We start from the raw sequence: 24427 nt of genomic DNA, 5'->3' as shown, positions 1-24427 counted from the left end.
CCATTATTGAGATAAGGCCGATGATAGAAATGTTTTGAATTATCGCCTGCATCACACGAATCCATACATACACATGCAAAATCAGAATAAACAAAAGAAAAATCTCGGCTATACTCGTTCATAAATTGATAATGAACAGAGCACTGAATAATGCGTGTACTTGTTGTGATGGATCCCATCGAAAATGTAAACCTAAAAAAAGATACCTCAATGGCGATGCTATGGGCAGCAGCACGTCGTGGACATGAGCTAGGCTATGCATTACAGCAAGATTTATATATCGATCAAGGCAAAGCCTTTGGTTTGATTTCTCCGCTAAAAGTTTTTGAAGACTACAACCACTATTACGAACTCGGCGAAAAACAAAAAGAATCAATTGCTGCTTATGACGTGGTTTTGATGCGTAAAGATCCGCCGTTTGACATGAACTTTGTCTACACCACCTATATTTTGGAACAGGCTGAACGCGAAGGCGCATGGATTATTAACAAACCGCAAAGCCTACGTGACTGCAATGAAAAATTGTTTGCGACGCAATTTCCTGAACTTCAAGTACCGACCTTGGTGACTTCACAACAAAGTCTGATTCGTGAATTTTTACAAGAACATGGCGATGTGATTGTGAAGCCATTAGACGGCATGGGCGGTATGGGCATTTTCCGTTTATACCAAGATGGCGTTAATATTGGTTCAACCATTGAAATCCTGACCAATAACGGCACACAGCCGATTATGGCGCAGCGTTACATCCCAGAAATTGTGGATGGCGACAAGCGCATCTTGATGATCAATGGCGAACCCGTACCGTATTGTTTGGCGCGTATTCCGCAAAATGGCGAAGTGCGTGGCAACTTGGCGGCAGGTGGTTTGGGCGAGGCGCGTCCATTGACCGAAAATGATAAAGCCATTGCAGCCAAAGTTGGGCCATTCCTTCGTGAAAAAGGGTTAGTGTTTGTTGGTCTGGATGTGATTGGTAATTACGTGACTGAAATTAATGTCACCAGTCCAACCTGCGTACGTGAAATTGATGCGCAATTTGGCACCTCGATTGCCGATGATCTATTCGATGTCCTTGAGGCAGGTTTAAAAGCTTAATTTTGCACTAGATTTAAAAGAGTCCTCCACGGGCTCTTTTTTTGTCCTGCCCTCAGGGGAGGGGAGCTTAAAAAGCAAAAAAAATGTAAGTGAATGCAATTAAAGTGAAAAATTGTCTGATTTTTTTTCAATTCTCATAGATTAATAATAAAACTAGTTTAAACTTTTAAAATAGTAGAAAAAAACAATCATACGCCTGTTGAAAAAAAGTAAATTACCTTTCACGGTCATGCGTTTGTGATTACAATTGTTTGCTTAAAATCGAATATCATTAGCCTCTTTTTAGAATTGAAGAATTAGACAGTGACCGAAGTAACGCAAGTAAAGCCGAAACATGTCATGATGATGGCTGCCGGAACCGGTGGTCACGTCTTTCCAGCGCTCGCTGTTGCCAAAGAGTTGCAACAACAAGGCTGTGAAGTTTCTTGGCTCGCAACGCCAACAGGCATGGAAAATCGCCTGCTTAAAAATCATAATATTCCAATTTATCAAATTGATATCCAAGGCGTGCGCGGCAATGGAGTCGTGCGTAAGCTGATGGCACCGTTTAAAATTCTCAAAGCTACATTGAGTGCCATGCGTTATATGAAACAACTCAAAGTTGATGCAGTTGCAGGCTTTGGGGGTTATGTGGCTGGGCCAGGTGGCTTGGCGGCTCGTGCATTGGGCATACCAGTCATTATCCATGAACAAAATGCTGTAGCAGGTTTTACCAATACGCAGTTGTCACGTGTGGCTAAAATTGTCTGTCAGGCATTTCCAAATACCTTTCCTGCACAAGATAAAATCGTAACCACAGGTAATCCTGTACGTAAGGAAATTACAGAAATTTTAAATCCGTCATGGCGTTACCAAGAGCGTGAAAAAGCTGGGTTGCCATTACGGGTTTTAATTGTAGGGGGCTCACTGGGCGCACGTGCCTTAAATGAATGTGTGCCGGCTGCTTTGCAGCAATTAGAACAGCCCCTGAGTGTATATCATCAGTGTGGTCAAAATAATGCTGAAAGCACATTGGCTCGTTATGCAAACGCACCTGAACATATACAAGTTGACGTTCAGCCGTTTATTGAAGATATGGCAGCAGCCTATTCTGCAGCGGATTTGATTATCTGCCGTGCTGGTGCACTAACCGTCACTGAAATTGCGACAGCGGGTGTAGCAGCCGTCTTTGTTCCTCTGCCAAGTGCAGTGGATGACCATCAAACTGCAAATGCAGGGTTCTTGGCCAATATCAATGCTGCAAAAATTTGCCCACAAGCGGACATGACCGCAGAAAGTTTAACAGCGTTGTTGAAGCCGCTGATGAATCGCCAACGACTTATGGAAATGGCGGTTAAGGCTCGACAACAGGCACAACCCGATGCGACACAGCACGTGGTTGGTTTAATTCAAGATTTGTAAAATTCGAGTAATCTATGTCTCCATCAACGCCTGCCGATCAAGCGAAAAAGCTCATTAAAGTGCCAGAAATGCGCCGTATTAAACACATCCATTTTATTGGGATTGGTGGTGCGGGCATGTGCGGTATTGCCGAAGTATTGAAAAACCAAGGCTATAAAGTTTCAGGTTCAGATATTAAAGCGTCGAAAACCACGGCTCAGCTTGAAGAAAACGGCATTCAAGTTTTCATCGGTCATGCTGCTGAAAATATTCAAGGCGCCAATGTAATCGTGGTATCAACAGCTATTGATTCTGAAAACCCGGAAGTGAAAGCGGCGATTGAAACTCGTACACCTGTCGTGCGTCGTGCAGAAATGTTGGGTGAATTAATGCGTTACCGTCATGGTATTGCCGTTGCGGGGACGCATGGCAAAACTACGACAACCAGTCTTGTGACCTGCATGTTGGCAGAAGAAAATCTAGACCCAACTTATGTCATTGGTGGTTTGTTAAATCGTACTGGTGTGAATGCTGCATTGGGTGCAAGCCGTTATATCGTGGCTGAAGCGGACGAATCAGATGCGTCATTCCTGCATTTACAGCCGATGGCAACGATTGTCACCAATATCGACGCTGACCATATGGATACCTATGGCGGTAGCTTTGATGTATTGAAAGATACCTTTGTGCAATTTTTACAGCGTCTTCCATTTTACGGTTTAGCCGTGATGTGTGGTGATGATGCCAACATCCGTGAAATTATGCCGCGTATTGGTCGTCCTGTCGTGACGTATGGTTTCAATGAAGACAATGACATTCGTGCTGTTGATGTGGCTCAAGAAGGCATGCAATCACACTTTACAGTTTTGCGTAAAGACCGTGAGCCGTTACGTTTAACCATTAACTTGCCGGGTCTTCATAATATCTTAAATGCCTTGGCAGCGATTGGTATTGCAACGGATGAAGGTGTTTCTGATGCTGCGATTGCGCGTGCCTTAGAAAGCTTCAGTGGTGTAGGTCGTCGTTTCCAAGTACAAGGCGAATTTGAAGTTGAAGATGGCTTGGTGAAATTGGTCGATGACTATGGTCACCATCCAAAAGAAGTCGAAGCGACCATTAAAGCGGCACGTGCAAGTCATCCAGATCGTCGTTTAGTGATGATGTTCCAACCGCACCGTTTTAGCCGTACGCGTGACTGTTTTGATGACTTCGTCGATGTCTTGTCACAAGTCGATCAACTGTTGTTATTAGAAGTTTATCCTGCGGGTGAAAAACCAATTGTGGGTGCAGATAGTCGTGCATTGGCTCGAAGCATTCGTCTACGTGGTGAAGTTGAACCGATTCTCATCGATCCAGTAGAAGGCAACTTACAAGCAGTAATGAAAAAAGTGTTACAAGCAAATGACTTGTTATTAACACAGGGCGCAGGTAATGTTGGAGCAATCTCAATCGAACTTGCTCAAAACAATCTCTATGTAAAATGATCACCGCTTGGTGATCCAAAGTTTGTTTAGACCGTAGATAAAAGTTTAAGGATATAAACGTGTCAAATGCTTCAAAATTCGGCAAAGTTGCCGTGTTATTAGGTGGGAAATCTGCCGAACGTGAGGTTTCTCTCGATAGTGGTAAAGCTGTACTTGAAGCATTGGTGCGTTCGGGTGTAAATGCCGAAGCATTCGATCCGCAGCAACGCAGTGTGACTGAGTTGGTGGCTTATGACCGTGCATTTATCGTACTTCATGGCCGTGGTGGTGAAGATGGTCAAATTCAGGGTACTTTGGAATGGTTAAACATTCCGTACACTGGAACGGGCGTTCAAGGCTCGGCGATTGGTATGGATAAAGTCAAAACTAAACAAGTTTGGCAAGGTTCAGAACTACCGACAGCACCTTATCGTATTATCAGCAAAGACTCAGATTTACAAGAAATTGTAGATTCAATTGGTTTGCCATTTATCATCAAGCCCGTGCATGAAGGCTCAAGCATTGGTATGAGCAAAGTTGAAAAAATTGAAGACTTTGCAACAGCAATTGCAAAAGCGACCCAGCATGATGCAGTCGTGATGGCTGAAAAATGGATTACCGGACGTGAATTTACCATTGTGATTTTAAATGGTCAGGCTTTACCGGTGATTCGTTTAGAACCGCCTGCAGATGTGGCTTTTTACGATTATGAAGCGAAATATAACCGTAACGATGTGCAATATGGTATTCCATGTGGCTTGACTGAAGATGAAGAAAAGCGTCTACAAGCTTTATCTTTACGCGCTTTCCAAGCGGTAGGTGCGAGTGGTTGGGGCCGTATTGACGCGATGCAAGATGCAGAAGGAAACTTCTGGTTACTTGAGGTAAATACCGTGCCGGGTATGACCAGTCATTCTCTAGTGCCTAAAGCTGCTAATGCTATAGGCTATAGTTTTGATGATCTTTGTGTTGCAATTTTGGAACAAACCCTAACAGGTGCGGCACACTAAATTATGGCTCAACTTCCTGCGTCAATGCGCCGTAAACGTGCAGCAACGACATCGATACATGACAAACCACCGACACGTAAGGAAAAGCTTACCAATGTGGGTGGATGGCTGTTGTTGTTTATTGCATGTGTGGTCTTGATTGCTGGGATTTGGGGGCTATATAAAGTCATGACGGATGCACGTGTGGCTGAACTTGATGTGGTGGGTGTGCGGAGCGCCCAAGAAAAACAACAAGTCATATCATACGTTTCACCGATGATGACTGAAAACTATTTTACCTCTGATTTACGTGTCATTCGTGACCGTACTTTAGAAATCTCTTGGGTCGATCGCGTGGTGGTATCGCGTGCTTGGCCAAATGCAATTCGTGTACGGGTGATGCCGCGTCAAGCGATTGCACGTTGGGGAACTGGGCGATTGTTAAGCGACAGTGGTGATGTATTTGCCGAATTAACCCCGACCAATCATCAGAATTTACCGTTATTGCATGGGCCGACGAGTCAGTCCAAAATGATGATGCGTCGCTATAATGAAATTAATCAACTATTTATACCTGTTGGCATTCGTTTAAAAGAATTATATTTAACCGAACGAATGACTTGGTTTATGCAGTTTGATTCAGGCTTACGCGTAATTGTCGATCAGGATCAGACCATGAGTAAGTTGCAGCGTTTAAGTTATCTCGCACACAGTGACTTAAAACCTGTTTGGCCACGAATTTCTGCCATCGATTTGCGCTACCGAAATGGTTTAGCGATTCAATGGAAAAACTCTGTGCCAGCAAAGTCGGTAAATGGTCAGTTTGTTGTAACCAGTGATGACATAGGCATTGCGAATGCAGCGCCTGTAAAGCCATAATGATCGGCTTTATAAGTAGAGGCTTTAAGCCATAAATTAAACAAACATGTGAATGGTAGTAGTAAATAATGAATGAAGCTGTTCCCTCGGTTGTTGCGATTGACATTGGGACACACAAAGTTTCAGTTTTGATTGGTAAGGTACACGCGCCAGACAATATCCAAGTGGTAGGGATGGCGACCGCTCGTAACCGCGGCATGAATAAAGGGAAAATTGTCAGTCTCGATAAAGTTGTTACCGCAATTAAAAATGCAGTGCAGGAAGCGGAAGATATGGCGGAATGTCGTGTACATTCTGCGTGGATTTCCATTCCCAGTGCTGAACTAAAAAGTTTTTATGCCTCTGGTCGTACTCCAATTGAAAATAATGACCATGCGATTACCACCAATGAAGTGGTGCGTGCTTTAGAACTGGCCAAAGCCAGTCATTTAACATCTGACCATTATTTGGTGAGTGCTGTACCTTTAGGTTTTGAACTAGATGATGAACCTGAATGGGTGTTAAACCCGATTCGCATGTCAGCACGGAGTATGACAGGGCATTATCATTTGATGATGTTGCCCATCAGCACCATGCAGAATTTGGATCGTGCATTAAAAGGTGCCAATATTGGTGTTGAACGCATGGTCATTTCATCATTAGCAACTGCTGAAGCTAGTTTGCTTAAAGATGAAAAAGAATATGGTGTGTGCTTGGTTGATATTGGTGCTGGTACGACCAATATTGCGGTGTATTTAGATGGTCGCTTGGCGATGACACACACTTTGCAACGTGGCGGTGAGCATGTAACGCGTGATATTGCTGCTGTATTGCAAACCACAACAGAAGAAGCTGAACGTATTAAGCTGTTATATGGTTGTGTTGATCTGAAAGTGGTTAAACCTGAAAGTATGATTCAGTTCCAAGGTATTGATGGTCCACAAACCATTAGCCGTATTGAACTGACCGAAATCATTATTGCGCGCTATGAAGAAATCTTTAATCAAGTGCGTAATGAGTTGGTGGATCATGGTGCGATTCATGGTTTATACCATGGTGTTGTACTCACAGGTGATGCCTGCCAAATTGAAGGGATGGTGACATTTGCGCGTCGGATGTTAGGTGTTTCTGCACATTTAGGTAATCCACCTATGCAAGTGTATGCTGATGATCAACAGCAAGCCGCTTTACGTCGTTCACAATACGCGACTGCCGCAGGTCTGTTAATTTTCAGTCAAAGTGAAACACAAGATACGATCGTTGAGCCAGAAGATACGGAAAAACTTTCAGTATTGAATCGGGTAAAACGTGCATGGTCGGGCTTCAATGACACCTTGAAGTCGATCTTTTAAGTTGAAATATTTGGGAATATTGTTGGGAAGTTGTACGGATTATTGCTTGTACTTGACAAGCTGGAACTTGGACAGCATTCTAAAAAACAATTTTTATTAAGATCAAGGCAGTATACGGGCTGAAGTGTCTGCCAATTATGGATTAGGAATTTTTTAGGCATGGCCTCATTTGAATTTTTAGAAGATGATCAAAGCGACAGCAACGGTCAAGCCCGTTTCACAGTATTCGGTGTAGGTGGTGCTGGCGGTAACGCTGTGCAACACATGTTGGAATCAGATATCGAAGGTGTAAAATTTGTTTGTGCCAATACAGACAAACAGGCACTCGACCGCATGAATGCACAATTTAAAATCCAACTGGGTGAGCAAAGTACGCGTGGTTTGGGTGCAGGTGCAAATCCACAAGTGGGTCAAACTGCTGCTGAAGAAAGCCGTGAGTTGATTCGCCAACACCTTGAAGGTACGGACATGGTGTTTGTGACTGCAGGTATGGGTGGTGGTACAGGTACAGGTGCTGCGCCAGTTGTTGCTGAAATTGCCAAAGAAATGGGTATCTTAACTGTAGGTGTGGTGACGACTCCGTTTAACTTTGAAGGTAAACGTCGTCAGCAGTCTGCTGAGAAAGGTATTGAAGCACTTGAGCAACATGTTGATTCTCTGATTATTATTCCGAACCAACGTCTACTTAAAGTATTCCGCGATATTTCAATGAAAGATGCCTATAAAAAGGCAGACGATGTATTGTTAAATGCGGTGCGTAGTATCTTTGATCTTGTCGTGCGTCCGGGTCATATCAACCTTGACTTCGCCGATTTGAAAACTGCCATGAGTACACGTGGTTATGCAATGATGGGTGCAGGTTCTGGTCGTGGTGAAAACCGTGCGCGTCAAGCTGCTGAACAAGCGATCCGTAGTCCGTTGTTAGATAACGTGACCATCATGAATGCAAAAGGCATTTTGATTAATGTTACAGGTGGCGATGATGTAACCTTCGGTGAAATTGAAGAAATCACTGATGTGGTGAACCAAATTGTCGATCTTGATGAAGGTCAAGTGTTCTACGGTACGGTATTTGATCCAGATGCACGTGATGAAATTAGCGTAACGGTGATCGCAACGGGTTTAACTCGTAATTCTGCCGATTCTGCTGAGCCAGTGAAACGCCCTGTCGCACAAGCAACGCGTACAGTCGCTTCTGCACAAGTACCTGTAGATGAAGATGATGTGCCAGCGATTCAACGTCAGCACAATGAAGCAGTAGCTCCAGCTGCGGCAGCGGCGTCAGCATCCAATTCACGCCCTACGCCAATGAGTATTCAAGACTATTTGAAAAATCAGCAACGTAAATAACATAAATTCAATGACTTAAGTGTCTGTTGATTACAAAAGGTAGCTGATCAGCTACCTTTTTGTTTTTTATCAATGGCTAAATATGCTAACGTATAGCGGTTTTGTGAACTGATGATAGAAGACACATGTTGAAACAACGTACCCTGAAACGCATCGTGAAAGCGAGTGGCATCGGACTGCATAGTGGGCAAAAAGTGATGATTAACTTTGTGCCACATCATGCCGATGGGGGGATTGTGTTTCGTCGTATCGACTTAAATCCACCGATTGATATTCCAGCCGATGCTATGCTGATTCAAGAAGCATTCATGTGTTCTAACTTGGTGCAAGAAAATGCCAAGGTGGGCACAATTGAGCACATTATGAGTGCGATTGCTGGTTTAGGGATTGATAACCTGATCGTGGAAGTGTCGGCGTCTGAAGTGCCCATTATGGATGGGAGTGCCGGCCCGTTCATTTATTTGCTTATGCAAGGTGAACTACAAGAACAAAATGCACCTAAAAAATTCATAAAAATACGCAAACCTGTCGAAGCACTGATCGATGATAAACGTGCTGCCTTCCAACCGCATGACGGTTTCCAATTAAATTTTACGATTGATTTTGACCATCCTGCATTTAAGAAAGAATTTCAGTCGGCAACCATCGACTTTTCAACCGAAACATTTGTCTATGAAGTTAGTGAAGCGCGGACTTTTGGCTTTATGAAAGATTTGGATTACCTCAAAGCCAATAATTTGGCTTTAGGGGCAAGTCTCGAAAATGCCATTGGCGTAGATGATAATGGTGTGGTCAATGAAGAAGGTTTACGCTTCTCAGATGAGTTTGTTCGTCACAAAATATTAGATGCCGTGGGTGATTTATATTTGCTCGGTCATCAAATTATTGCGAAATATGATGCCTATAAGTCAGGTCATGCATTAAATAATCAGTTATTACGCAATGTCAAAAGTGATCCAGACAGCTATGAAATTGTAACATTTGATGACATTAAAGATTGCCCAATTAGTTATGTGAATGTGACATAAGTCATTGTCTTATAATAGTGATGTTATATTGTATCATTTGTAAGTGTTAAGTCTGTCACATTCTGAATATTCAAATTTATCTGTTACAACTCGGTGGTTACTTTTTATTGCTTGCCAAACGCAGCATTGCTTGGCTAAGCTTAGGGTCGCTCACAAAGTCAGCAGCATTACGGAGTAAATCCTGAGTTTCTGTACTGAGGGTTCTTGAAATTTTTTCAGGGGAATGGGGCGTTGGAGACGGAGTTCTCAGACGAACTTGAATCTTGTGTAAATCCTTGAATTCGTATATTTGTGATAACTGTGCAATATATTGCTTTTGTAAATAGGCCAACTGACTTATCAGTGCCTGATTTTCACCAGTTAATATAAGTACACCGTTTATATAACAAACGACTTGCCATTGATCCGGTTGGGGTAATAGCGGTTGGACAATTTTCGTAAGCTTCTGCCATGCAGCAACTTGCGTTGAGAGAAACGAAAAGTTTCCTGTTTTTATGTGTTTTCTTGTTGGTTGAAAGACGTTGACAGGTTCTGACATACATATTTCCTACATGTTTATGTCTTAATCTTATGCGCTCCTTTTGGCTGATATCAAGGACGAAATCACACAAGGAACAAAAGAGAACAGTTTATAGAGGTTTTTTATGCATTTACGACGTATTTTATTGGCGTTTTCATTGGCTGCTTCGGCCGCTTCAGTCGCTTTTGCAGATTTAGTTGAATTAAATCAAGCAGATTCATCATCAGATCGTATTGAACAGTTAACTCGCACTTTGTCTCAAGGGGCTTACTCTGAAAGCAATGATATTGATATTCCAGCAGAAACAAAGTTGAATGTTAAAATTCGTGAAAAATCAATTGAACTCAACAATGCGACAATCGCAAAAAAATATGGTTCAAGCAATTCCTCTAAAAACTATTCAGCAAGTTCAAATAATCCATATTCATGGTTAATTGCCCACCCACTTCCAGACATGAAGCGTGTAAGTTCAAACTATGGTGGTCGTACCATGGGGGGCCGTGCGGAGAATCATTCAGGTTTAGATCTTTCTGCGGCTAGTGGCACACCTATTTATGCAACGGGTCCAGGCATTGTAACAAAGTCAGGTTGGGGCACAGGTTATGGTCAATATGTTGAAATTAACCATGGTAATGGTTACCTGACACGTTATGCACATGCATCACGCTTAATTGCACGTGTAGGCGACCGTGTTGCTGCGGGTGAGCATATTGCTAACGTTGGTTGTACTGGTCGTTGTACTGGCCCACATTTACATTACGAAGTAGTGAAAGATGGTCAACGTAAAAATCCATCAACGTATTTAGCGATGTTACCATAAGCACATATAACATCTATATACGAAGCCATTGTCTGAACCTCTACAGACAATGGCTTTTTTATTTATCGCTAATAACTATAAAATTATCATTTTAAAAAATATTGTCTGTATGAAAAATGGCGAAAATTGACCCAAAAATGTAAATTTGTGTAATTATTAATCAATAAGTATTTAGTAAATAAATAACAGAGCTATTTCGTATTCATCTGTGGCGATAACTCAGCCTAGCCAAAATATGGTACTAATAGAGCCATATATTTAGCACATAGGATAGGTGAAGTATGGCGTTTTATGGCGATACAGATGCGCAAGAAACCCAAGAATGGCAGGACGCATTTGATTCAGTTTTACAGCACATGGGAACTGACCGCGCTGCATTTTTGCTTGAAAAACTCTATCAACAAGCGATTGCTAAGCACGTTCCCATTCAGCGACTAAATACTCCTTACTTAAATACCATTTCAGTTGAAGAACAACCGCCTATGCCAGGTGATTCGGATATGGAGCGCCGTATTCGTGCGCTGATCCGCTGGAATGCCTTAGCGATGGTACTGCGTGCCAATAAAACAGGTGATGACTTAGGTGGTCACTTGGCAAGTTTTGCATCATCTGCAACTTTATATGACGTGGGCTTTAACCACTTCTTCCGTGCCAATAGCGACAGCTTTGGCGGTGACATGATCTATTATCAAGGTCACTGTGCACCGGGTATCTATGCACGTTCGTTCTTAGAAGGTCGTTTGACTGAAGAACATTTAAATAATTTCCGTCGTGAAGTGGGGGGTAAAGGTTTGCCGTCATACCCACATCCGTACTTGATGCCAGATTATTGGCAGTTCCCAACCGTATCGATGGGTCTAGGCCCAATCATGTCGATCTATCAAGCACACATTCAAAAGTACTTGATGAACCGTGGCCTGATCAAAGAAGAAAACCGTAAAGTTTGGGCTTACCTCGGTGATGGTGAAATGGATGAACCTGAAAGTACAGGTGCCATTTCACTTGCAGGTCGTGAAAAGCTCGACAACCTAATTTGGGTCGTGAACTGTAACTTACAGCGTCTAGATGGCCCAGTTCGTGGTAACGGTAAAATTATTCAAGAACTTGAATCATTGTTCCGTGGTGCAGGCTGGCGCGTAATTAAAGTGGTATGGGGTCGTCATTGGGATCCGTTACTGGCAAAAGATGATTCAGGTGCCTTAAAAGCGGTGATGGAAGAAGCGGTTGATGGTGACTTCCAACGCTATCAAGTGAAAGGCGGTGCGTATACGCGTGCACATTTCTTTGGTAAGTATCCTGAAGCTGAAGAGTTGGTGCGCAACTTAAGCGATGAAGATATTGATAACCTGAACCGTGGTGGTCATGATCCATTCAAAGTGTATGCGGCTTATGCCGAAGCGATGAAGGAAACAGGTCAGCCAACGGTTATCTTGGCAAAAACAGTCAAAGGTTATGGTTTGTCGGAAGAGATTGAAGCAGTCAACAAGACGCATCAAATCAAGAAAATGCAGCTTGAGTCGTTGAAATACGTGCGTAACCGTTTCAACTTGCCATTTACCGATGAACAGCTTGAAGAAGTGCCATTCTACCGTCCAAGTGAAAATTCACCTGAAATTAAATACATGAAAGCACGTCGTGAAGCATTGGGTGGTTACCTACCTGCACGTCGTAAAGAAAGTGAACAGTTGGCTATTCCTGAACTTTCTGTCTTTGATACAGTATTGAAAGGTTCAAATGGTAAAGAGCAATCGACCACTATGGTGATGGTGCGTTTGATCTCTGCACTGCTTAAAGAAAAAGCGATTAAAGATCGTGTTGTGCCAATCGTACCGGATGAAGCGCGTACTTTCGGTTTGGAAGGTATGTTCCGTCAGTTGGGGATCTATGCTGCGCATGGTCAAAAATATACCCCTGAAGACCAAGAACAGTTGATGCATTACCGTGAAGCCAAAGATGGTCACATGTTACAAGAAGGGATTAACGAAGCGGGTGCGATGAGTGCTTGGGCTGCGTTAGGAACCAGTTATTCAACCAATAACTTGCCAATGATTCCGATGTATATGTACTACTCGATGTTCGGTTTCCAGCGTATTGGCGATATTGCATGGGCTGCAGGTGATGCACAGGCGCAAGGTTTCTTGCTCGGTGCAACTGCGGGTCGTACAACACTGAACGGTGAAGGTTTACAGCACCAAGATGGTCATTCACATATCTTGGCAAATACGATTCCAAACTGTATTTCTTATGACCCATGTTTTGGTTATGAGTTGGCAGTAATCGTACATGATGGTTTAAAACGCATGTACGTGAACCAAGAGCGTGTGTTCTACTACTTAACAGTAATGAATGAAAACTATGAACATCCAGCTATTCCTGAAGGTGCTGAAGAAGGCATTAAACGTGGTATGTATCTCTTCGAAGAAGATGAGAAAGCAACGGTTCAATTGATGGGTTCAGGTGTGATTCTGCGTGAAGTGATTAAAGCGGCGAAAATCCTTCGTGATGAATATCAAATTCATTCAAACGTATGGAGCGTCACTAGCTTTAACGAATTAGCTCGTGATGGTATGGCCTGTGAAGAATACAACCGCTTACATCCGTTGGCTGAAGATACGAAAGAAGCTTGGGTCTCTCAATTACTTCGTGAAAAAGACGGTATTGTGGTATCGGCAACCGATCACATGCGTGCATATAGCGAACAAATCCGTGCCTATCTTCCAGACAATCGTCCGTTCGTTGCATTAGGCACAGATGGTTATGGTCGTTCAGATACACGTGGCAACTTACGTAGCTACTTTGGTGTCGATGCCGCACATATTGTGGTAGCAACATTGAAAAAACTCGCGGATGAAGGCGAAGTTGATGCGCGTTTAGTCAAAGATGCTATCTCAAGCTTTGAACTAGATACTGACCGTCCAGTGGCATGGGCTCCGCAGGAAACGCCGGAACTGCATGCTGTGGCTGACTACAAAGAGGAGAACTAATCATGCAAATTACGACTCCTGATATTGGTGTAGATAAAGCAACGGTCGCTGAGATATTAGTGAAAGTCGGCGACACCATTAGCGTCGATGACAGCATTGTGTTGTTAGAGTCTGATAAAGCCTCTGTTGAAGTGCCAAGCACTTCGGCAGGCGTGGTGAAAAGCATTGCAGTTAATCTGGGTGACAGTGTTGCTGAAGGTGCTGTGCTGATCGAGTTGGAAGCAGAAGGTCAAAGCGCTGCTACCGTTGAGCCAGTACAAAATGCAACTGAAGACGAAGCAGCAGAACCAACTCCGGTTGTGGAAGCAGAACAAACTGCAGCAGCACCTGTTGCAGCCAATGCTACTCAGTCGCAAAGCATCGATGTGCAAGTTCCTGATATTGGCGTAGAGAAAGCTACGGTAAGTGAGATTTTGGTCTCTGTTGGTGATGAGATTGATGTTGATCAAAGCATTATCGTAGTGGAATCCGACAAAGCGACAGTCGAAGTCCCAAGTACTGTATCAGGCCGTGTCGAATCGATCACGATCAGTGCTGGCGATGTAGTGAAAGAAGGCGTAGTGATTTTAACGGTGAAAACGGCGGCTTCATCTGCTGCGGTTGAATCGGCTCCTGTGCAAGAAACAGCACAGCCTGTTGCTGCACCTGTTGTTGCAGAAGCAACACTAGCGTCGTCTACGGCTGCGGCGTCTGGACCTGTTGAAATTGCAGTGCCTGACTTAGGTGTTGATAAAGCAGCAGTGGCTGAAATTTTAGTCGCTGTGGGTGATGTGGTTGAAAAAGACCAAAGCATCATCGTGGTGGAATCAGACAAAGCAACGGTAGAAGTGCCAAGCTCTACAGCTGGTAAAATCATCGCGATTCATGTTCAGTTAGGGCAAAGTGTCTCTGAAGGCGTCGCTTTAGTGACGATTGAAGCCGAAGGTCAAGCTGTTGCAGCACCCGCGCCAGCAGCGAAACCTGCTCCAGCTGTAGCACAGCCTGCGACAGTTGCTCCAAAAGCTGAAAGCAAAGTTGAAACGGCATCGCAACCACAAGGCGCAGATAAGCTCACCAAAGAGCAAAATGCTGCCAATGCCAAAGTGTATGCAGGTCCGGCCGTTCGTAAGCTTGCACGTGAATTGGGTGTGGTTTTGGCAGAAGTCAAAGCATCTGGTCCGCATGAGCGTTTAATGAAAGAAGATTTATTCGCTTATGTGAAAACCCGTTTGACCACTCCGCAAGCTGCACCAGCAGCGCAAGCTGTGGCACAGGTTTCAGGTTTGCCGAAGTTGCCAAGTTTTGATGCTTTTGGTGGTGTCGAAGAGAAAGTTTTGACACGTTTACAACAAGTGTCGATTCCGCAATTGTCTTTAAACAACTTTATCCCGCAAGTGACACAATTCGATGCTGCGGATATTACCGATCTTGAAGCTTGGCGTAATGATTTAAAAGCTAACTTTAAGAAAGAAGGTATTGGCTTAACCATTATGGCTTTCATCATCAAAGCAGTGGCTTATTTGTTGAAAGAAGAGCGTGAATTTGCAGGTCATTTGTCTGATGATGGCAAGTCAGTATTGTTACGTAATGAAATCCATATGGGGATTGCCGTTGCCACGCCTGATGGTTTGACCGTGCCTGTACTGCGTAATCCAGATCAAAAATCCATTAAGCAGATTGCAATTGAGCTGGGTGAGCTGAGTCAAAAAGCACGTGACAAAAAATTGTCGCCGAAAGATTTACAAGGTGCGAACTTTACCATTACCAGTCTGGGTTCAATTGGTGGCACGGCATTTACACCGTTGGTCAACTGGCCACAGGTGGCGATTTTGGGTATTTCACCTGCAACCATGCAGCCAGTATGGAATGGTGAAAGCTTTGATCCACGTTTGATGCTGCCGCTGTCATTGTCATACGATCACCGTGTAATTAATGGAGCGGATGCTGCACGTTTTGCCAATAAACTGACGAAGCTGCTCAAAGATATCCGAACTTTATTGATCTAATATGACCTGTTTAAGTTTCAAAATGAACCCTGCTTTGGCAGGGTTTTTTTATGGCGTCGTGGTGGTGGACTGACAAAGCCAATCCGGAAGTTCAATGGGTGAAGGGTAGAGCTTTAATGCCGAGTTTGCGTTGAGGTTATAGGTGAGTGGAAGCGTACGATGTGGGTGCGCCGTCGACCAAAGCTTATGTCGTAAATGTTCAAAGCGTTGGAAGTCTTATTAAAAATAAACCCCAAAACTTTTCATAATGCCCCAGTTCTTGCACATGTTGATGCTGATATGCATGTGTTTGACCGTGTTGGTGCTGAAAGTCATAGCCCATCAGCCAAATACGCTGCGGTTGAAAGAGATGTGCGAGTGAATAGGCTTGAAGGCCGCAATTATTACCATAAACAAAGTACGGTGAATGAAATAACTCCGCTTGCGTATCGATACGCACGGTTTTAAAGTTAATCACTTCATGTTCAGGATATGGACGGTTGTGACCTAAACCACATCCGCTAATGATGTCACCTTGAAAGCAGGCTTTGAGCATGGGTTGATAGTGTAACCACCATGCATAATCTGAATGATGGGCAATTTGAGCCTGAGGAAGTTGAAGAAAACTTTGATTACAGCAAATGATTAGCAGCTTTTTTGAGGGCTGAATGGTGGTTAAGTCAAAACTGAGCTGAGACGGGCCGCCTGCAATGATTAATACATCCTGCACATGCATATAGTGTTGAATAAATTCTTGAAATTTTTTGATTATTGTTTTGCATATCATATTGAGTCATCGAAAATTAAAATTGCGAAAACATGCATTCCTCGCTAGAATAGCATTACTTCATTGGGGAGTAGCCGCTTTTTACGCAAAGTAAAAAGGTGATGGTCAACATATTTGCTCTAAAACGAGCATGGTCATCATAGCAAAGAACCAAATGAGCTCTTCGTAGCTTTCTTTTGTTGGCAAGACCTTTGATTTATCACTCTGCACATTGGCTAGCAGGAGGGATAAGTCATCGGTATATGTTATTGCTAGCCAGAGAAATGCACCATGTTAACCGCTTTCTTCATTTCCCTTGCTGTTGTTGCCCTGTCAGAAATGGGCGATAAAACACAATTACTTGCCTTACTGCTTGCTGCACGTTTTCGTAAACCCGTTCCGATCTTAATTGCAATTTTCCTCGCGACTGTGGTGAACCACGGGGTTTCTGCTGTGTTGGGTCAATGGATTACCACTGTTTTAAGTCCAACCGTTTTATTGTGGATCGTTTCTCTGGGCTTTATTGCTATGGCGGTGTGGATGTTGATCCCCGATCAATTGGATGATGAATCTGAAAGTATCAATAAGTGGCAAAAATATGGGGTTTTCGGCGCCACTTTCGTTTTGTTCTTCTTGGCTGAAATTGGAGATAAAACCCAAATTGCCACAGTCGCACTGGCTGCACGCTTTGACAGTATTGGCTGGGTGACTTTGGGGACGACACTAGGCATCATGTTGGTTAATGCGCCTGCGGTATTTATTGGGAACAAGCTAGCTGAAAAACTACCGATTTCACTGATTCATAAAATTGGCGCCTTGGTATTCTTGGTGATTGGTTTGGCTGCATTGGCACAACACTATTTATTTTAAATACCAATCCCACCATATTAAAAAATACATGAAATCCTGAGTTAAAAACTCAGGATTATTCGCCAATAAATGAGACCCAATTCACTGATATTTCAGATAATATTGACTGAATATTTATTGTAAGTTTCCCTAAATAAATATATGTTATTCACCTATAGAATATATATTTTTTGATAAAAAATTTGGGGAATGGGAATGGCTTTCGAACGCACAACATCACAGGTACTTTATGATGATGGAAAGCATAAATGTATTAGCTTTACCAGTTTGGTAAAAGGCGAGGGCGTACAGGCGAACCAGTTCCTGATTTTGGATAATGAGCGCGCAGCAGTGCTCGATCCGGGTGGTGACTTGACCTATGTCCCACTGACTATGGAACTGAATAAATATACCCGTTTGACCAATCTTGACTATGTGATGGCCTCGCATCAGGACCCAGACATTATTACCTCGATGCCACGTTGGTTGGTTTATACCGACGCCAAAGTGGTGGCATCTAAACTGTGGGCGCGTTTCTTACCGCATTTAAACTCTGCATTTATGAGTGACCGGATGAAAGGCAACTGGTTGGATCGTCTGATCGAACTGCCAGATCATGGGCAGGTGATTCCATTAGGCAACAGCCATTTGGTGGCTGTTCCTGCACACTTCCTACATTCGGTTGGTAACTTCCAATTTTATGACCCGATTGCCAAAATTTTATTCTCAGGGGATATGGGCGCATCTATGGTGGATGATGCCTCTAAACCTTTAGAAAATTTTGCCGCTCATATTCCTAAAATGAAAGGCTTCCATCAGCGCTATATGTGTTCAAACAAAGTGATCCGTCTGTGGGTCAACATGGTACGGACGATGGATGTGGAAATGATCGTACCGCAGCACGGCACGCCATTTATTGGTAAAGAACAGATCAATCAATTCTTAGATTGGATCGAAACCTTACAATGTGGTGTCGATTTAATGGATGAAACAGTCTTTACTTGCCCAGTATAATGACTTGAAAATTTCAAAAAATAATTGAGTTTCCAGATAACATTTTTTAATATTTTTCGTCCATAAAATAAGCTTTTAGATGACGAGAATAGATAAAAATGTTGTCTCAAATACCGACTCAGGATGCATGTTTAACCTGTGGAGCATGTTGTGCCCACTATCGCGTTTCTTTTTATTGGGCAGAAGGGCTAAATATGCCTGAACATTATACGGAACCTGTGACATCGGTGTATTCATGTATGGTGGGTACGAATCAGGCAAATCCACGTTGTATTGCTTTGGGTGGAGAAGTAGGCAAACAGGTGAGTTGTAACATGTATGAGGCACGTAGTTCATCTTGTAAAGAAGTTCAAATCGCCGATGAGCAATGTAATAAAGCACGCATCGCGCATCAAATGATTCCATTGATCAGTATTCCACTGCATGATGCTGAAAATGACGAAGATTTCGATCAAGTCAGTTAAGGCTTTATTTCCAGAATAAATTTATTGAAATTAAGCGGTAGAGTCTTCGGATTCTGCCTGTATTGCACTGGATGCTGACTAACCCTCAGTGTATTCTCGCTGAAAACAGCATATTCGATGGTTAATATTGAAAACTCCGTAAAGAATTGCCGCAATTAAAATGAAAATTGAACGGAAATTTGTATATAATGGCTCACGGAAATTACCAGCGAGACTGTTATGTTGACCATCGTTCAAGAAGCCCTAACCTTTGATGATGTCTTATTACTCCCTGCCTATTCTACTGTTCTCCCAAAAGATGTCTCTCTTAAGACACGTTTCACACGTGGCATCAATTTGAATATTCCACTTGTTTCTGCTGCGATGGATACTGTGACTGAATCACGTATGGCGATTGCAATGGCGCAAAACGGTGGTATCGGTATCCTGCATAAAAACATGGATATTGCTGCACAAGCTGCAGAAGTTCGCCGCGTGAAAAAATTTGAAGCAGGTATGGTGAAAGACCCAATTACCGTTACACCAGAAACGACTGTACGTGAGCTGATTGCTTTAACTCAAGCAAATAACATCAGCGGTGTACCAGTGGTGAAAGACGGTCAAGTGGTGGGTATTGTTACTGGTCGTGACACTCGTTTTGAAACCAATCTTGAGCAACCTGTTAGTAACATCATGACAGGTCATGATCGTTTGGTGACTGTTCGTGAAAACGAATCAAAAGAAAACATCCAAGCATTACTTCAAAAGCACCGTATTGAAAAAGTCCTTGTTGTAAATGACAACAACGAACTGAAAGGTTTAATCACGGTTACTGATTTCCGTAAAGCTGAAAACTATCCAAACAGCTGCAAAGATGACTTAGGTCGTTTACGCGTTGGTGCTGCAGTTGGTACAGGTGCAGAAACACCAAGCCGTGTAGAAGCATTGGTGGAAGCGGGTGTTGATGCGATTGTTGTTGATACAGCACATGGTCACTCTGCAGGTGTAATTGAACGTGTACGTTGGGTAAAAGCCAACTATCCACAAGTTCAAGTGATTGGCGGTAACATCGCGACTGGTGATGCAGCACTTGCATTATTAGATGCTGGCGCAGATGCAGTGAAAGTGGGTATTGGCCCAGGTTCAATCTGTACTACACGTATTGTGGCTGGTATTGGTATGCCGCAAATCTCTGCGATTGACAGCGTTGCCAATGCACTAAAAGATCAAATTCCATTGATTGCAGACGGTGGTATCCGTTTCTCTGGTGATATGGCAAAAGCGATTGGTGCAGGCGCGAGTACCATTATGGTAGGTTCATTAATGGCTGGTACAGAAGAAGCACCGGGCGAAGTTGAATTCTTCCAAGGTCGTTACTACAAAGCGTATCGTGGTATGGGTTCATTGGGTGCGATGGCAGGTGCTACAGGTTCTGCTGACCGTTATTTCCAAGACTCAAAAGCAGGCGCTGAAAAACTTGTACCAGAAGGTATTGAGGGTCGCGTACCTTACAAAGGCCCAATGGGTAACATCGTTCATCAAATGATGGGTGGTTTACGTTCATCTATGGGGTATACCGGTTCTGCGGTGATCGATGACTTACGTAAAAATGCACAGTTTGTCAAAATTACTGCGGCAGGTATGTCTGAATCTCACGTACATGACGTGACTATTACTAAAGAAGCACCAAACTACCGTGTTGGTTGATATTTAGTAGCTTTTAGCCGAAAAGGCCGTCATTAATATGACGGCCTTTTTGTTTTTGGTGTAAAGTATTTGCAGTAAAAAGTGATGATTAAGATCACCATTAAGAAGTGAGTACAACATGAGTTATTTTGGTACAGATGGCATTCGTGGCAAATTCGGTGAATTGCCTATTACCCCTGAATTTGCATTAAAACTAGGATTTGCCGCAGGTAAAGTATTAAAACAATACAGTAAAAAAGCAAAGCCCATCGTTGTACTAGGTAAAGATACCCGATTATCGGGCTATATTTTAGAGTCAGCATTACAAGCCGGTTTAAACGCAGCAGGTGTTTATGTTCATTTGTTGGGTCCATTACCTACACCCGCAATTGCCCATTTAACCCGTGCATTACATGCCAGCTTAGGCATCGTGATCTCGGCGTCGCATAATCCGTATTTTGACAATGGTATTAAATTCTTCTCGAGCGAAGGTAAAAAATTGCCGGATGAAATTCAAGAAGCCATTAACAAAGAACTTGAAAATGACTTGGTGATTGAAGACCCTGCAAACTTAGGTAAAAGTGTGCGTGTAAAAGATGCCAATGGTCGTTATATCGAGTTTTGTAAATCAACCTTCCCGTACCATTTTGACCTGACAGGCTTAAAAATTGTGGTGGACTGTGCCAATGGTGCAGCCTATAGCGTCGGTCCGTCGGTATATCGTGAACTCGGTGCAAAAGTGATTGCACTGTTTAACGAACCGGATGGTTTAAACATCAATAAAGACTGTGGTTCGACACATCCTGAGTTTTTACAAAAAGCAGTGGTTGAACATCAGGCAGATTTAGGGATCGCTTTTGATGGTGATGCCGACCGCGTGATTATGGTCGATAAAAACGGTCAGCAAATTACTGGTGACCATATTCTCTATATTTTAGCCACTCAAGCGAGTCAAAAACCTGCGGGTATCGTGGGTACGGTAATGAGCAATATGGCGCTTGAAATTGCTTTAGATCAAGCCAAAGTGCCGTTGCTTCGTGCCAAAGTTGGTGACCGCTATGTTCTACAAGGCCTAGAAGAAAAAGGCTGGGTAACGGGCGGTGAACCATCAGGTCATATCTTGACTTTGGACAAGAGCACCACAGGTGATGCGATCATTGCTTCACTTCAGGTATTAACGGTGATGGTTGAGCAAGGTAAAGCTTTGCATGAATTGGTGGAAGGGTTTGAGTTATTACCAAATGTCTTGGTGAATGTTCGCTTGGCTGCGATGTTTGATCCCTACGCCGTACCTGCACTGGTGAACGAGTTTGAAAAAGCTGAAGCTCAGCTTAAAGGGCGTGGTCGCATCTTGATTCGTAAATCAGGCACAGAGCCGGTCATTCGTGTCATGGTTGAAGGTAATGACCTTGAAGAAGTCACCGCATTGGCAAATCATTTGGCCGATGCTGTTCGTGCCAATGCAGCTTAAATCAAGAGGGGAAATTGCATGAATGATGTGATTAAGGACTTAAGTGAACTGCGTTTAACTTATCAAAAAGGTGAGTTGCATGAAGATCAGGTGAACCGTGATCCACATGAGCAGTTTTTATTATGGTTTAACCATGCCTTAGAAGCACAATTGCATGAACCTTATGCTATGTCTTTGGCTACGGCAAATGCCCAATGTCGTCCGCACGTGCGGACGGTCTTGTTGCGCGGTGCGACCCATGCAGGTTATGACTTCTACACCAACTATGACAGTCAAAAAGGCAATGATCTGCTCGATAATCCTTATGCAGAATTATTGTTTTATTGGCAAGAGCAGGAACGTCAAATTCGGGTCAGTGGTCGTGTGGAAAAGATATCTCTCGAAGAATCGACGGATTATTACCATAAACGACCGCGTGACAGCCAAATCGCAGCACACATTAGCACTCCACAAAGTGGTGTTATCGCCAGTCGTGAAGAATTACAACAGCGATTCCAAAATTTGCATGATCAAGTGGAAAGCAAAGACGTATTGGCGAAACCTGAGTTTTGGGGTGGCTATCGTTTAGTTCCGGATTATTATGAATTTTGGCAAGGCCGTCCGAATCGTTTACATGACCGCTTGAGTTATAAACTACAGGATGGTCAATGGGTTTTACAGCGACTGATGCCATAAATGTCTAAACTTTTAATTCAACAAAGACCCCATTTGACGCGCCCTGAAGATATTCAGGGCGTTGCCCCGTTTATTGCTGATTTATTGGCACGTCGCGGGGTTTCTTCCGCACAAGAGCTGGAATTGAAGCTTAAGCACTTACATGCGCCAAACTTAAAGGGTTTAGAGCAAGCGATTGAAATAATCGATCAAGCAATTGATACTCAAAAGAAAATCGTCATTGTTGGTGATTATGATGCCGATGGTGCAACCAGTACTGCATTGATGGTCTTGGCACTGCGTGACATGGGCGCGGATGTTGAATATCTGGTTCCAGATCGTTTTAAGTATGGTTATGGCCTGACACCCGCCATTGCTGATTTGGCCTTCGTGAGCTTTACACCAGATGTGCTGATTACGGTCGATAATGGTATTTCGAGCCATGCTGGTGTAGCGCAGGCACAGGCACATGGTATGCAGGTGATCATTACCGATCATCACCTGACCACAAAGGAAACACCACTAGCAGAAGCGGTGGTAAATCCGAATCAGTTCGGATGTGAATTTCCAAGTAAAGCCTTGGCTGGTGTGGGTGTCGCATTTTATGTGTTGGCAAATTTGGCCAGTATGCGCAAAAAAAATGCTAAATCCACAGCCAACCTCAGCCAATATTTGGACTTGGTGGCTTTAGGCACTTATGCCGATGTTGCAAGTCTAGATCTGAATAATCGGATTTTGATCGATGCTGGTTTGAAGCGGATACAGCAAGGATTATGTCGTCCAGGGATCAGTGCATTATTGGATATCGCCGGCCGTGATCCCGCACAGTTAAAAGCACAGGACTTGGGCTTTGTGGTCGGCCCACGACTCAATGCAGCTGGGCGGATGGAGACCATGGATATTGGGATTGAGTGTTTGATTGCGGCGGATTTAAGTACGGCTTATCCGATTGCGCAGCAGTTGAATCAACTCAATATTGAAAGACGCCAAGTCGAAGGGCAGATTAAACAGGAAGCTCTGGCTGAGTTAGAACATATTCAGCTTGATCAGGATAACTTACCTGCAGCCTTGATCATGTTCGAACAGCATTGGCATCAAGGGGTGATTGGGATTGTTGCAGGGCGTTTGAAAGAACAATTCCATAGACCTGCAATCGTCTTTGCCGCAGATGAGGATGGCGTACATATTAAAGGCTCTGCGCGTTCTATTGAAGGTATTCATATTCGAGACAGTATTGAGCGTATTGCTGAATTACATCCGCATTTGGTGAGTCATTTTGGCGGGCATGCTGCTGCGGCAGGACTAACCATTCAAAAGCAGCATTTTTCTGAATTTAAAACCGCTTTTGAAGCACTCATCGCTGCGCAAGATGAAAATTTATTTCAGGCCACTATTTGGACAGATGGCGAATTGCCCGATTCGGCCATTAATGTCGAAACCGTCGATCTTTTGCAAAATTTAAGTCCATGGGGACAAAAATTCCCTGCACCGGTCTATGAAGGCCTATTTAAAGTTTTAGATTATCGTTGGTTGAAAGATGTGCATCTGAAATTAAAACTTGCTTTAGATAATGGCTTAATGGTGGACGCAATTGCATTTAATGCGGCAGAAAAATATGAATTTAATCCTATGCAAGATAAAATCCGCTTGGTCTACGAACTCGATAAAAATGAATTTAGAGGAAATGTCAGTGTTCAATTGAGAGTTCTACACTTGGCTCAATAAATTCTATTTTTACAGG

General features: G+C 43.3%; 20 protein-coding genes and 1 riboswitch. Of the genes, 18 read left to right on the top strand and 2 right to left on the bottom strand.

The window, feature by feature from the left end; translation table 11 throughout:
• Positions 1–150: 150 nt before the first annotated feature.
• The 8 genes from gshB (at position 151) to lpxC (ending at position 9515) form a co-directional block, all read left to right on the top strand.
• Positions 151–1095 (top strand): glutathione synthase, encoded by a 945-nt coding sequence (gene gshB / locus FTU13_RS08925; RefSeq protein ID WP_078190578.1) that lies wholly within the window; start codon positions 151–153, stop codon positions 1093–1095.
• A 303-nt stretch (positions 1096–1398) separates the two neighbouring features.
• Entirely contained in the window at positions 1399–2496 is a 1098-nt protein-coding gene (gene murG / locus FTU13_RS08920; protein WP_180127422.1) for an undecaprenyldiphospho-muramoylpentapeptide beta-N-acetylglucosaminyltransferase, read from the top strand.
• Positions 2497–2510: 14 nt separating this feature from the next.
• Positions 2511–3959 (top strand): UDP-N-acetylmuramate--L-alanine ligase, encoded by a 1449-nt coding sequence (murC, locus tag FTU13_RS08915; protein ID WP_078190576.1) that lies wholly within the window; start codon positions 2511–2513, stop codon positions 3957–3959.
• 59 nt (positions 3960–4018) lie between these two features.
• The gene (locus FTU13_RS08910) at positions 4019–4948 is read left to right on the top strand and encodes a D-alanine--D-alanine ligase (RefSeq protein WP_180161106.1); all 930 of its coding nucleotides are present in this window, start codon (positions 4019–4021) and stop codon (positions 4946–4948) included.
• A gap of 3 nt (positions 4949–4951) precedes the next feature.
• Positions 4952–5806 (top strand): cell division protein FtsQ/DivIB, encoded by an 855-nt coding sequence (locus FTU13_RS08905; protein WP_078193218.1) that lies wholly within the window; start codon positions 4952–4954, stop codon positions 5804–5806.
• A 68-nt stretch (positions 5807–5874) separates the two neighbouring features.
• On the top strand, positions 5875–7137 hold the full coding sequence (gene ftsA / locus FTU13_RS08900) for a cell division protein FtsA (RefSeq protein WP_111884462.1): 1263 nt from the start codon (positions 5875–5877) through the stop codon (positions 7135–7137).
• A gap of 159 nt (positions 7138–7296) precedes the next feature.
• Positions 7297–8487 carry a cell division protein FtsZ gene (ftsZ, locus tag FTU13_RS08895; protein ID WP_180127420.1) on the top strand — a complete coding sequence of 397 codons (1191 nt, stop codon included), beginning with the start codon at positions 7297–7299 and terminating at the stop codon, positions 8485–8487.
• Between the two features lie 125 nt (positions 8488–8612).
• Positions 8613–9515: a UDP-3-O-acyl-N-acetylglucosamine deacetylase gene (gene lpxC / locus FTU13_RS08890; RefSeq protein WP_078193215.1), complete on the top strand. Its 903-nt coding sequence runs from the start codon at positions 8613–8615 to the stop codon at positions 9513–9515.
• Positions 9516–9612: 97 nt separating this feature from the next.
• On the opposite strand, the gene FTU13_RS08885 is transcribed toward lpxC, so the two are convergent.
• On the bottom strand, positions 9613–10053 hold the full coding sequence (locus tag FTU13_RS08885; protein ID WP_111884464.1) for a DciA family protein: 441 nt from the start codon (positions 10051–10053) through the stop codon (positions 9613–9615).
• Between the two features lie 106 nt (positions 10054–10159).
• Here FTU13_RS08885 and FTU13_RS08880 point away from each other — a divergent pair, with 106 nt between their 5' ends.
• From FTU13_RS08880 to FTU13_RS08870, 3 genes are all read left to right on the top strand, one after another.
• Positions 10160–10855, top strand: a complete 696-nt coding sequence (locus FTU13_RS08880; protein WP_078193213.1) for a M23 family metallopeptidase — start codon at positions 10160–10162, stop codon at positions 10853–10855.
• 281 nt (positions 10856–11136) lie between these two features.
• A complete protein-coding gene (gene aceE, locus FTU13_RS08875) occupies positions 11137–13839 on the top strand; it encodes a pyruvate dehydrogenase (acetyl-transferring), homodimeric type (RefSeq protein WP_180127418.1) in 2703 nt (900 codons plus the stop codon).
• Between the two features lie 2 nt (positions 13840–13841).
• On the top strand, positions 13842–15824 hold the full coding sequence (locus tag FTU13_RS08870) for a 2-oxo acid dehydrogenase subunit E2 (RefSeq protein ID WP_180127416.1): 1983 nt from the start codon (positions 13842–13844) through the stop codon (positions 15822–15824).
• A gap of 199 nt (positions 15825–16023) precedes the next feature.
• Here FTU13_RS08870 and FTU13_RS08865 read toward each other — a convergent pair whose 3' ends face one another.
• Entirely contained in the window at positions 16024–16539 is a 516-nt protein-coding gene (locus FTU13_RS08865) for a methyltransferase type 11 (protein ID WP_180127413.1), read from the bottom strand.
• A gap of 104 nt (positions 16540–16643) precedes the next feature.
• A riboswitch (yybP-ykoY riboswitch) is annotated at positions 16644–16786 on the top strand.
• Positions 16787–16860: 74 nt separating this feature from the next.
• Here FTU13_RS08865 and FTU13_RS08860 point away from each other — a divergent pair.
• The 7 genes from FTU13_RS08860 to recJ all read left to right on the top strand — a co-directional run bounded on the left by FTU13_RS08860 (position 16861) and on the right by recJ (position 24411).
• A complete protein-coding gene (locus FTU13_RS08860) occupies positions 16861–17439 on the top strand; it encodes a TMEM165/GDT1 family protein (protein WP_078190565.1) in 579 nt (192 codons plus the stop codon).
• A 195-nt stretch (positions 17440–17634) separates the two neighbouring features.
• Positions 17635–18432 carry an MBL fold metallo-hydrolase gene (locus tag FTU13_RS08855; RefSeq protein ID WP_078190564.1) on the top strand — a complete coding sequence of 266 codons (798 nt, stop codon included), beginning with the start codon at positions 17635–17637 and terminating at the stop codon, positions 18430–18432.
• Between the two features lie 98 nt (positions 18433–18530).
• Entirely contained in the window at positions 18531–18896 is a 366-nt protein-coding gene (locus FTU13_RS08850) for a YkgJ family cysteine cluster protein (protein WP_078193208.1), read from the top strand.
• A 219-nt stretch (positions 18897–19115) separates the two neighbouring features.
• Positions 19116–20582 carry an IMP dehydrogenase gene (gene guaB, locus FTU13_RS08845; RefSeq protein WP_078190562.1) on the top strand — a complete coding sequence of 489 codons (1467 nt, stop codon included), beginning with the start codon at positions 19116–19118 and terminating at the stop codon, positions 20580–20582.
• Between the two features lie 118 nt (positions 20583–20700).
• Positions 20701–22032, top strand: coding sequence for a phosphoglucosamine mutase (gene glmM / locus FTU13_RS08840; protein WP_180127411.1), 1332 nt, complete (start codon positions 20701–20703; stop codon positions 22030–22032).
• 18 nt (positions 22033–22050) lie between these two features.
• Positions 22051–22707 carry a pyridoxamine 5'-phosphate oxidase gene (pdxH, locus tag FTU13_RS08835; RefSeq protein ID WP_180127409.1) on the top strand — a complete coding sequence of 219 codons (657 nt, stop codon included), beginning with the start codon at positions 22051–22053 and terminating at the stop codon, positions 22705–22707.
• On the top strand, positions 22708–24411 hold the full coding sequence (recJ, locus tag FTU13_RS08830) for a single-stranded-DNA-specific exonuclease RecJ (RefSeq protein ID WP_180127407.1): 1704 nt from the start codon (positions 22708–22710) through the stop codon (positions 24409–24411). It begins immediately after the preceding gene.
• The last annotated feature ends 16 nt before the right edge of the window (positions 24412–24427 follow it).

Origin of the sequence: Acinetobacter sp. YH12064 (genome assembly GCF_013419735.1) — a bacterium.
Classification (GTDB): Bacteria; Pseudomonadota; Gammaproteobacteria; order Pseudomonadales; family Moraxellaceae; genus Acinetobacter; species Acinetobacter amyesii.
This window is presented reverse-complemented; position numbering and strand designations above follow the sequence as displayed.

Coding starts and splice junctions, on each gene's coding strand:
- FTU13_RS08870 (WP_180127416.1), top strand. CDS start 13,842: ATGCAAATTACGACTCCTGATATTGGTGTAGATAAAGCAACGGTCGCT.
- ftsA (WP_111884462.1), top strand. CDS start 5,875: ATGAATGAAGCTGTTCCCTCGGTTGTTGCGATTGACATTGGGACACAC.
- ftsZ (WP_180127420.1), top strand. CDS start 7,297: ATGGCCTCATTTGAATTTTTAGAAGATGATCAAAGCGACAGCAACGGT.
- pdxH (WP_180127409.1), top strand. CDS start 22,051: ATGAATGATGTGATTAAGGACTTAAGTGAACTGCGTTTAACTTATCAA.
- FTU13_RS08860 (WP_078190565.1), top strand. CDS start 16,861: ATGTTAACCGCTTTCTTCATTTCCCTTGCTGTTGTTGCCCTGTCAGAA.
- recJ (WP_180127407.1), top strand. CDS start 22,708: ATGTCTAAACTTTTAATTCAACAAAGACCCCATTTGACGCGCCCTGAA.
- FTU13_RS08885 (WP_111884464.1), bottom strand. CDS start 10,053: ATGTCAGAACCTGTCAACGTCTTTCAACCAACAAGAAAACACATAAAA.
- FTU13_RS08880 (WP_078193213.1), top strand. CDS start 10,160: ATGCATTTACGACGTATTTTATTGGCGTTTTCATTGGCTGCTTCGGCC.
- glmM (WP_180127411.1), top strand. CDS start 20,701: ATGAGTTATTTTGGTACAGATGGCATTCGTGGCAAATTCGGTGAATTG.
- FTU13_RS08865 (WP_180127413.1), bottom strand. CDS start 16,539: ATGCATGTGCAGGATGTATTAATCATTGCAGGCGGCCCGTCTCAGCTC.
- FTU13_RS08855 (WP_078190564.1), top strand. CDS start 17,635: ATGGCTTTCGAACGCACAACATCACAGGTACTTTATGATGATGGAAAG.
- guaB (WP_078190562.1), top strand. CDS start 19,116: ATGTTGACCATCGTTCAAGAAGCCCTAACCTTTGATGATGTCTTATTA.
- FTU13_RS08905 (WP_078193218.1), top strand. CDS start 4,952: ATGGCTCAACTTCCTGCGTCAATGCGCCGTAAACGTGCAGCAACGACA.
- aceE (WP_180127418.1), top strand. CDS start 11,137: ATGGCGTTTTATGGCGATACAGATGCGCAAGAAACCCAAGAATGGCAG.
- murC (WP_078190576.1), top strand. CDS start 2,511: ATGTCTCCATCAACGCCTGCCGATCAAGCGAAAAAGCTCATTAAAGTG.
- FTU13_RS08850 (WP_078193208.1), top strand. CDS start 18,531: ATGTTGTCTCAAATACCGACTCAGGATGCATGTTTAACCTGTGGAGCA.
- gshB (WP_078190578.1), top strand. CDS start 151: ATGCGTGTACTTGTTGTGATGGATCCCATCGAAAATGTAAACCTAAAA.
- lpxC (WP_078193215.1), top strand. CDS start 8,613: ATGTTGAAACAACGTACCCTGAAACGCATCGTGAAAGCGAGTGGCATC.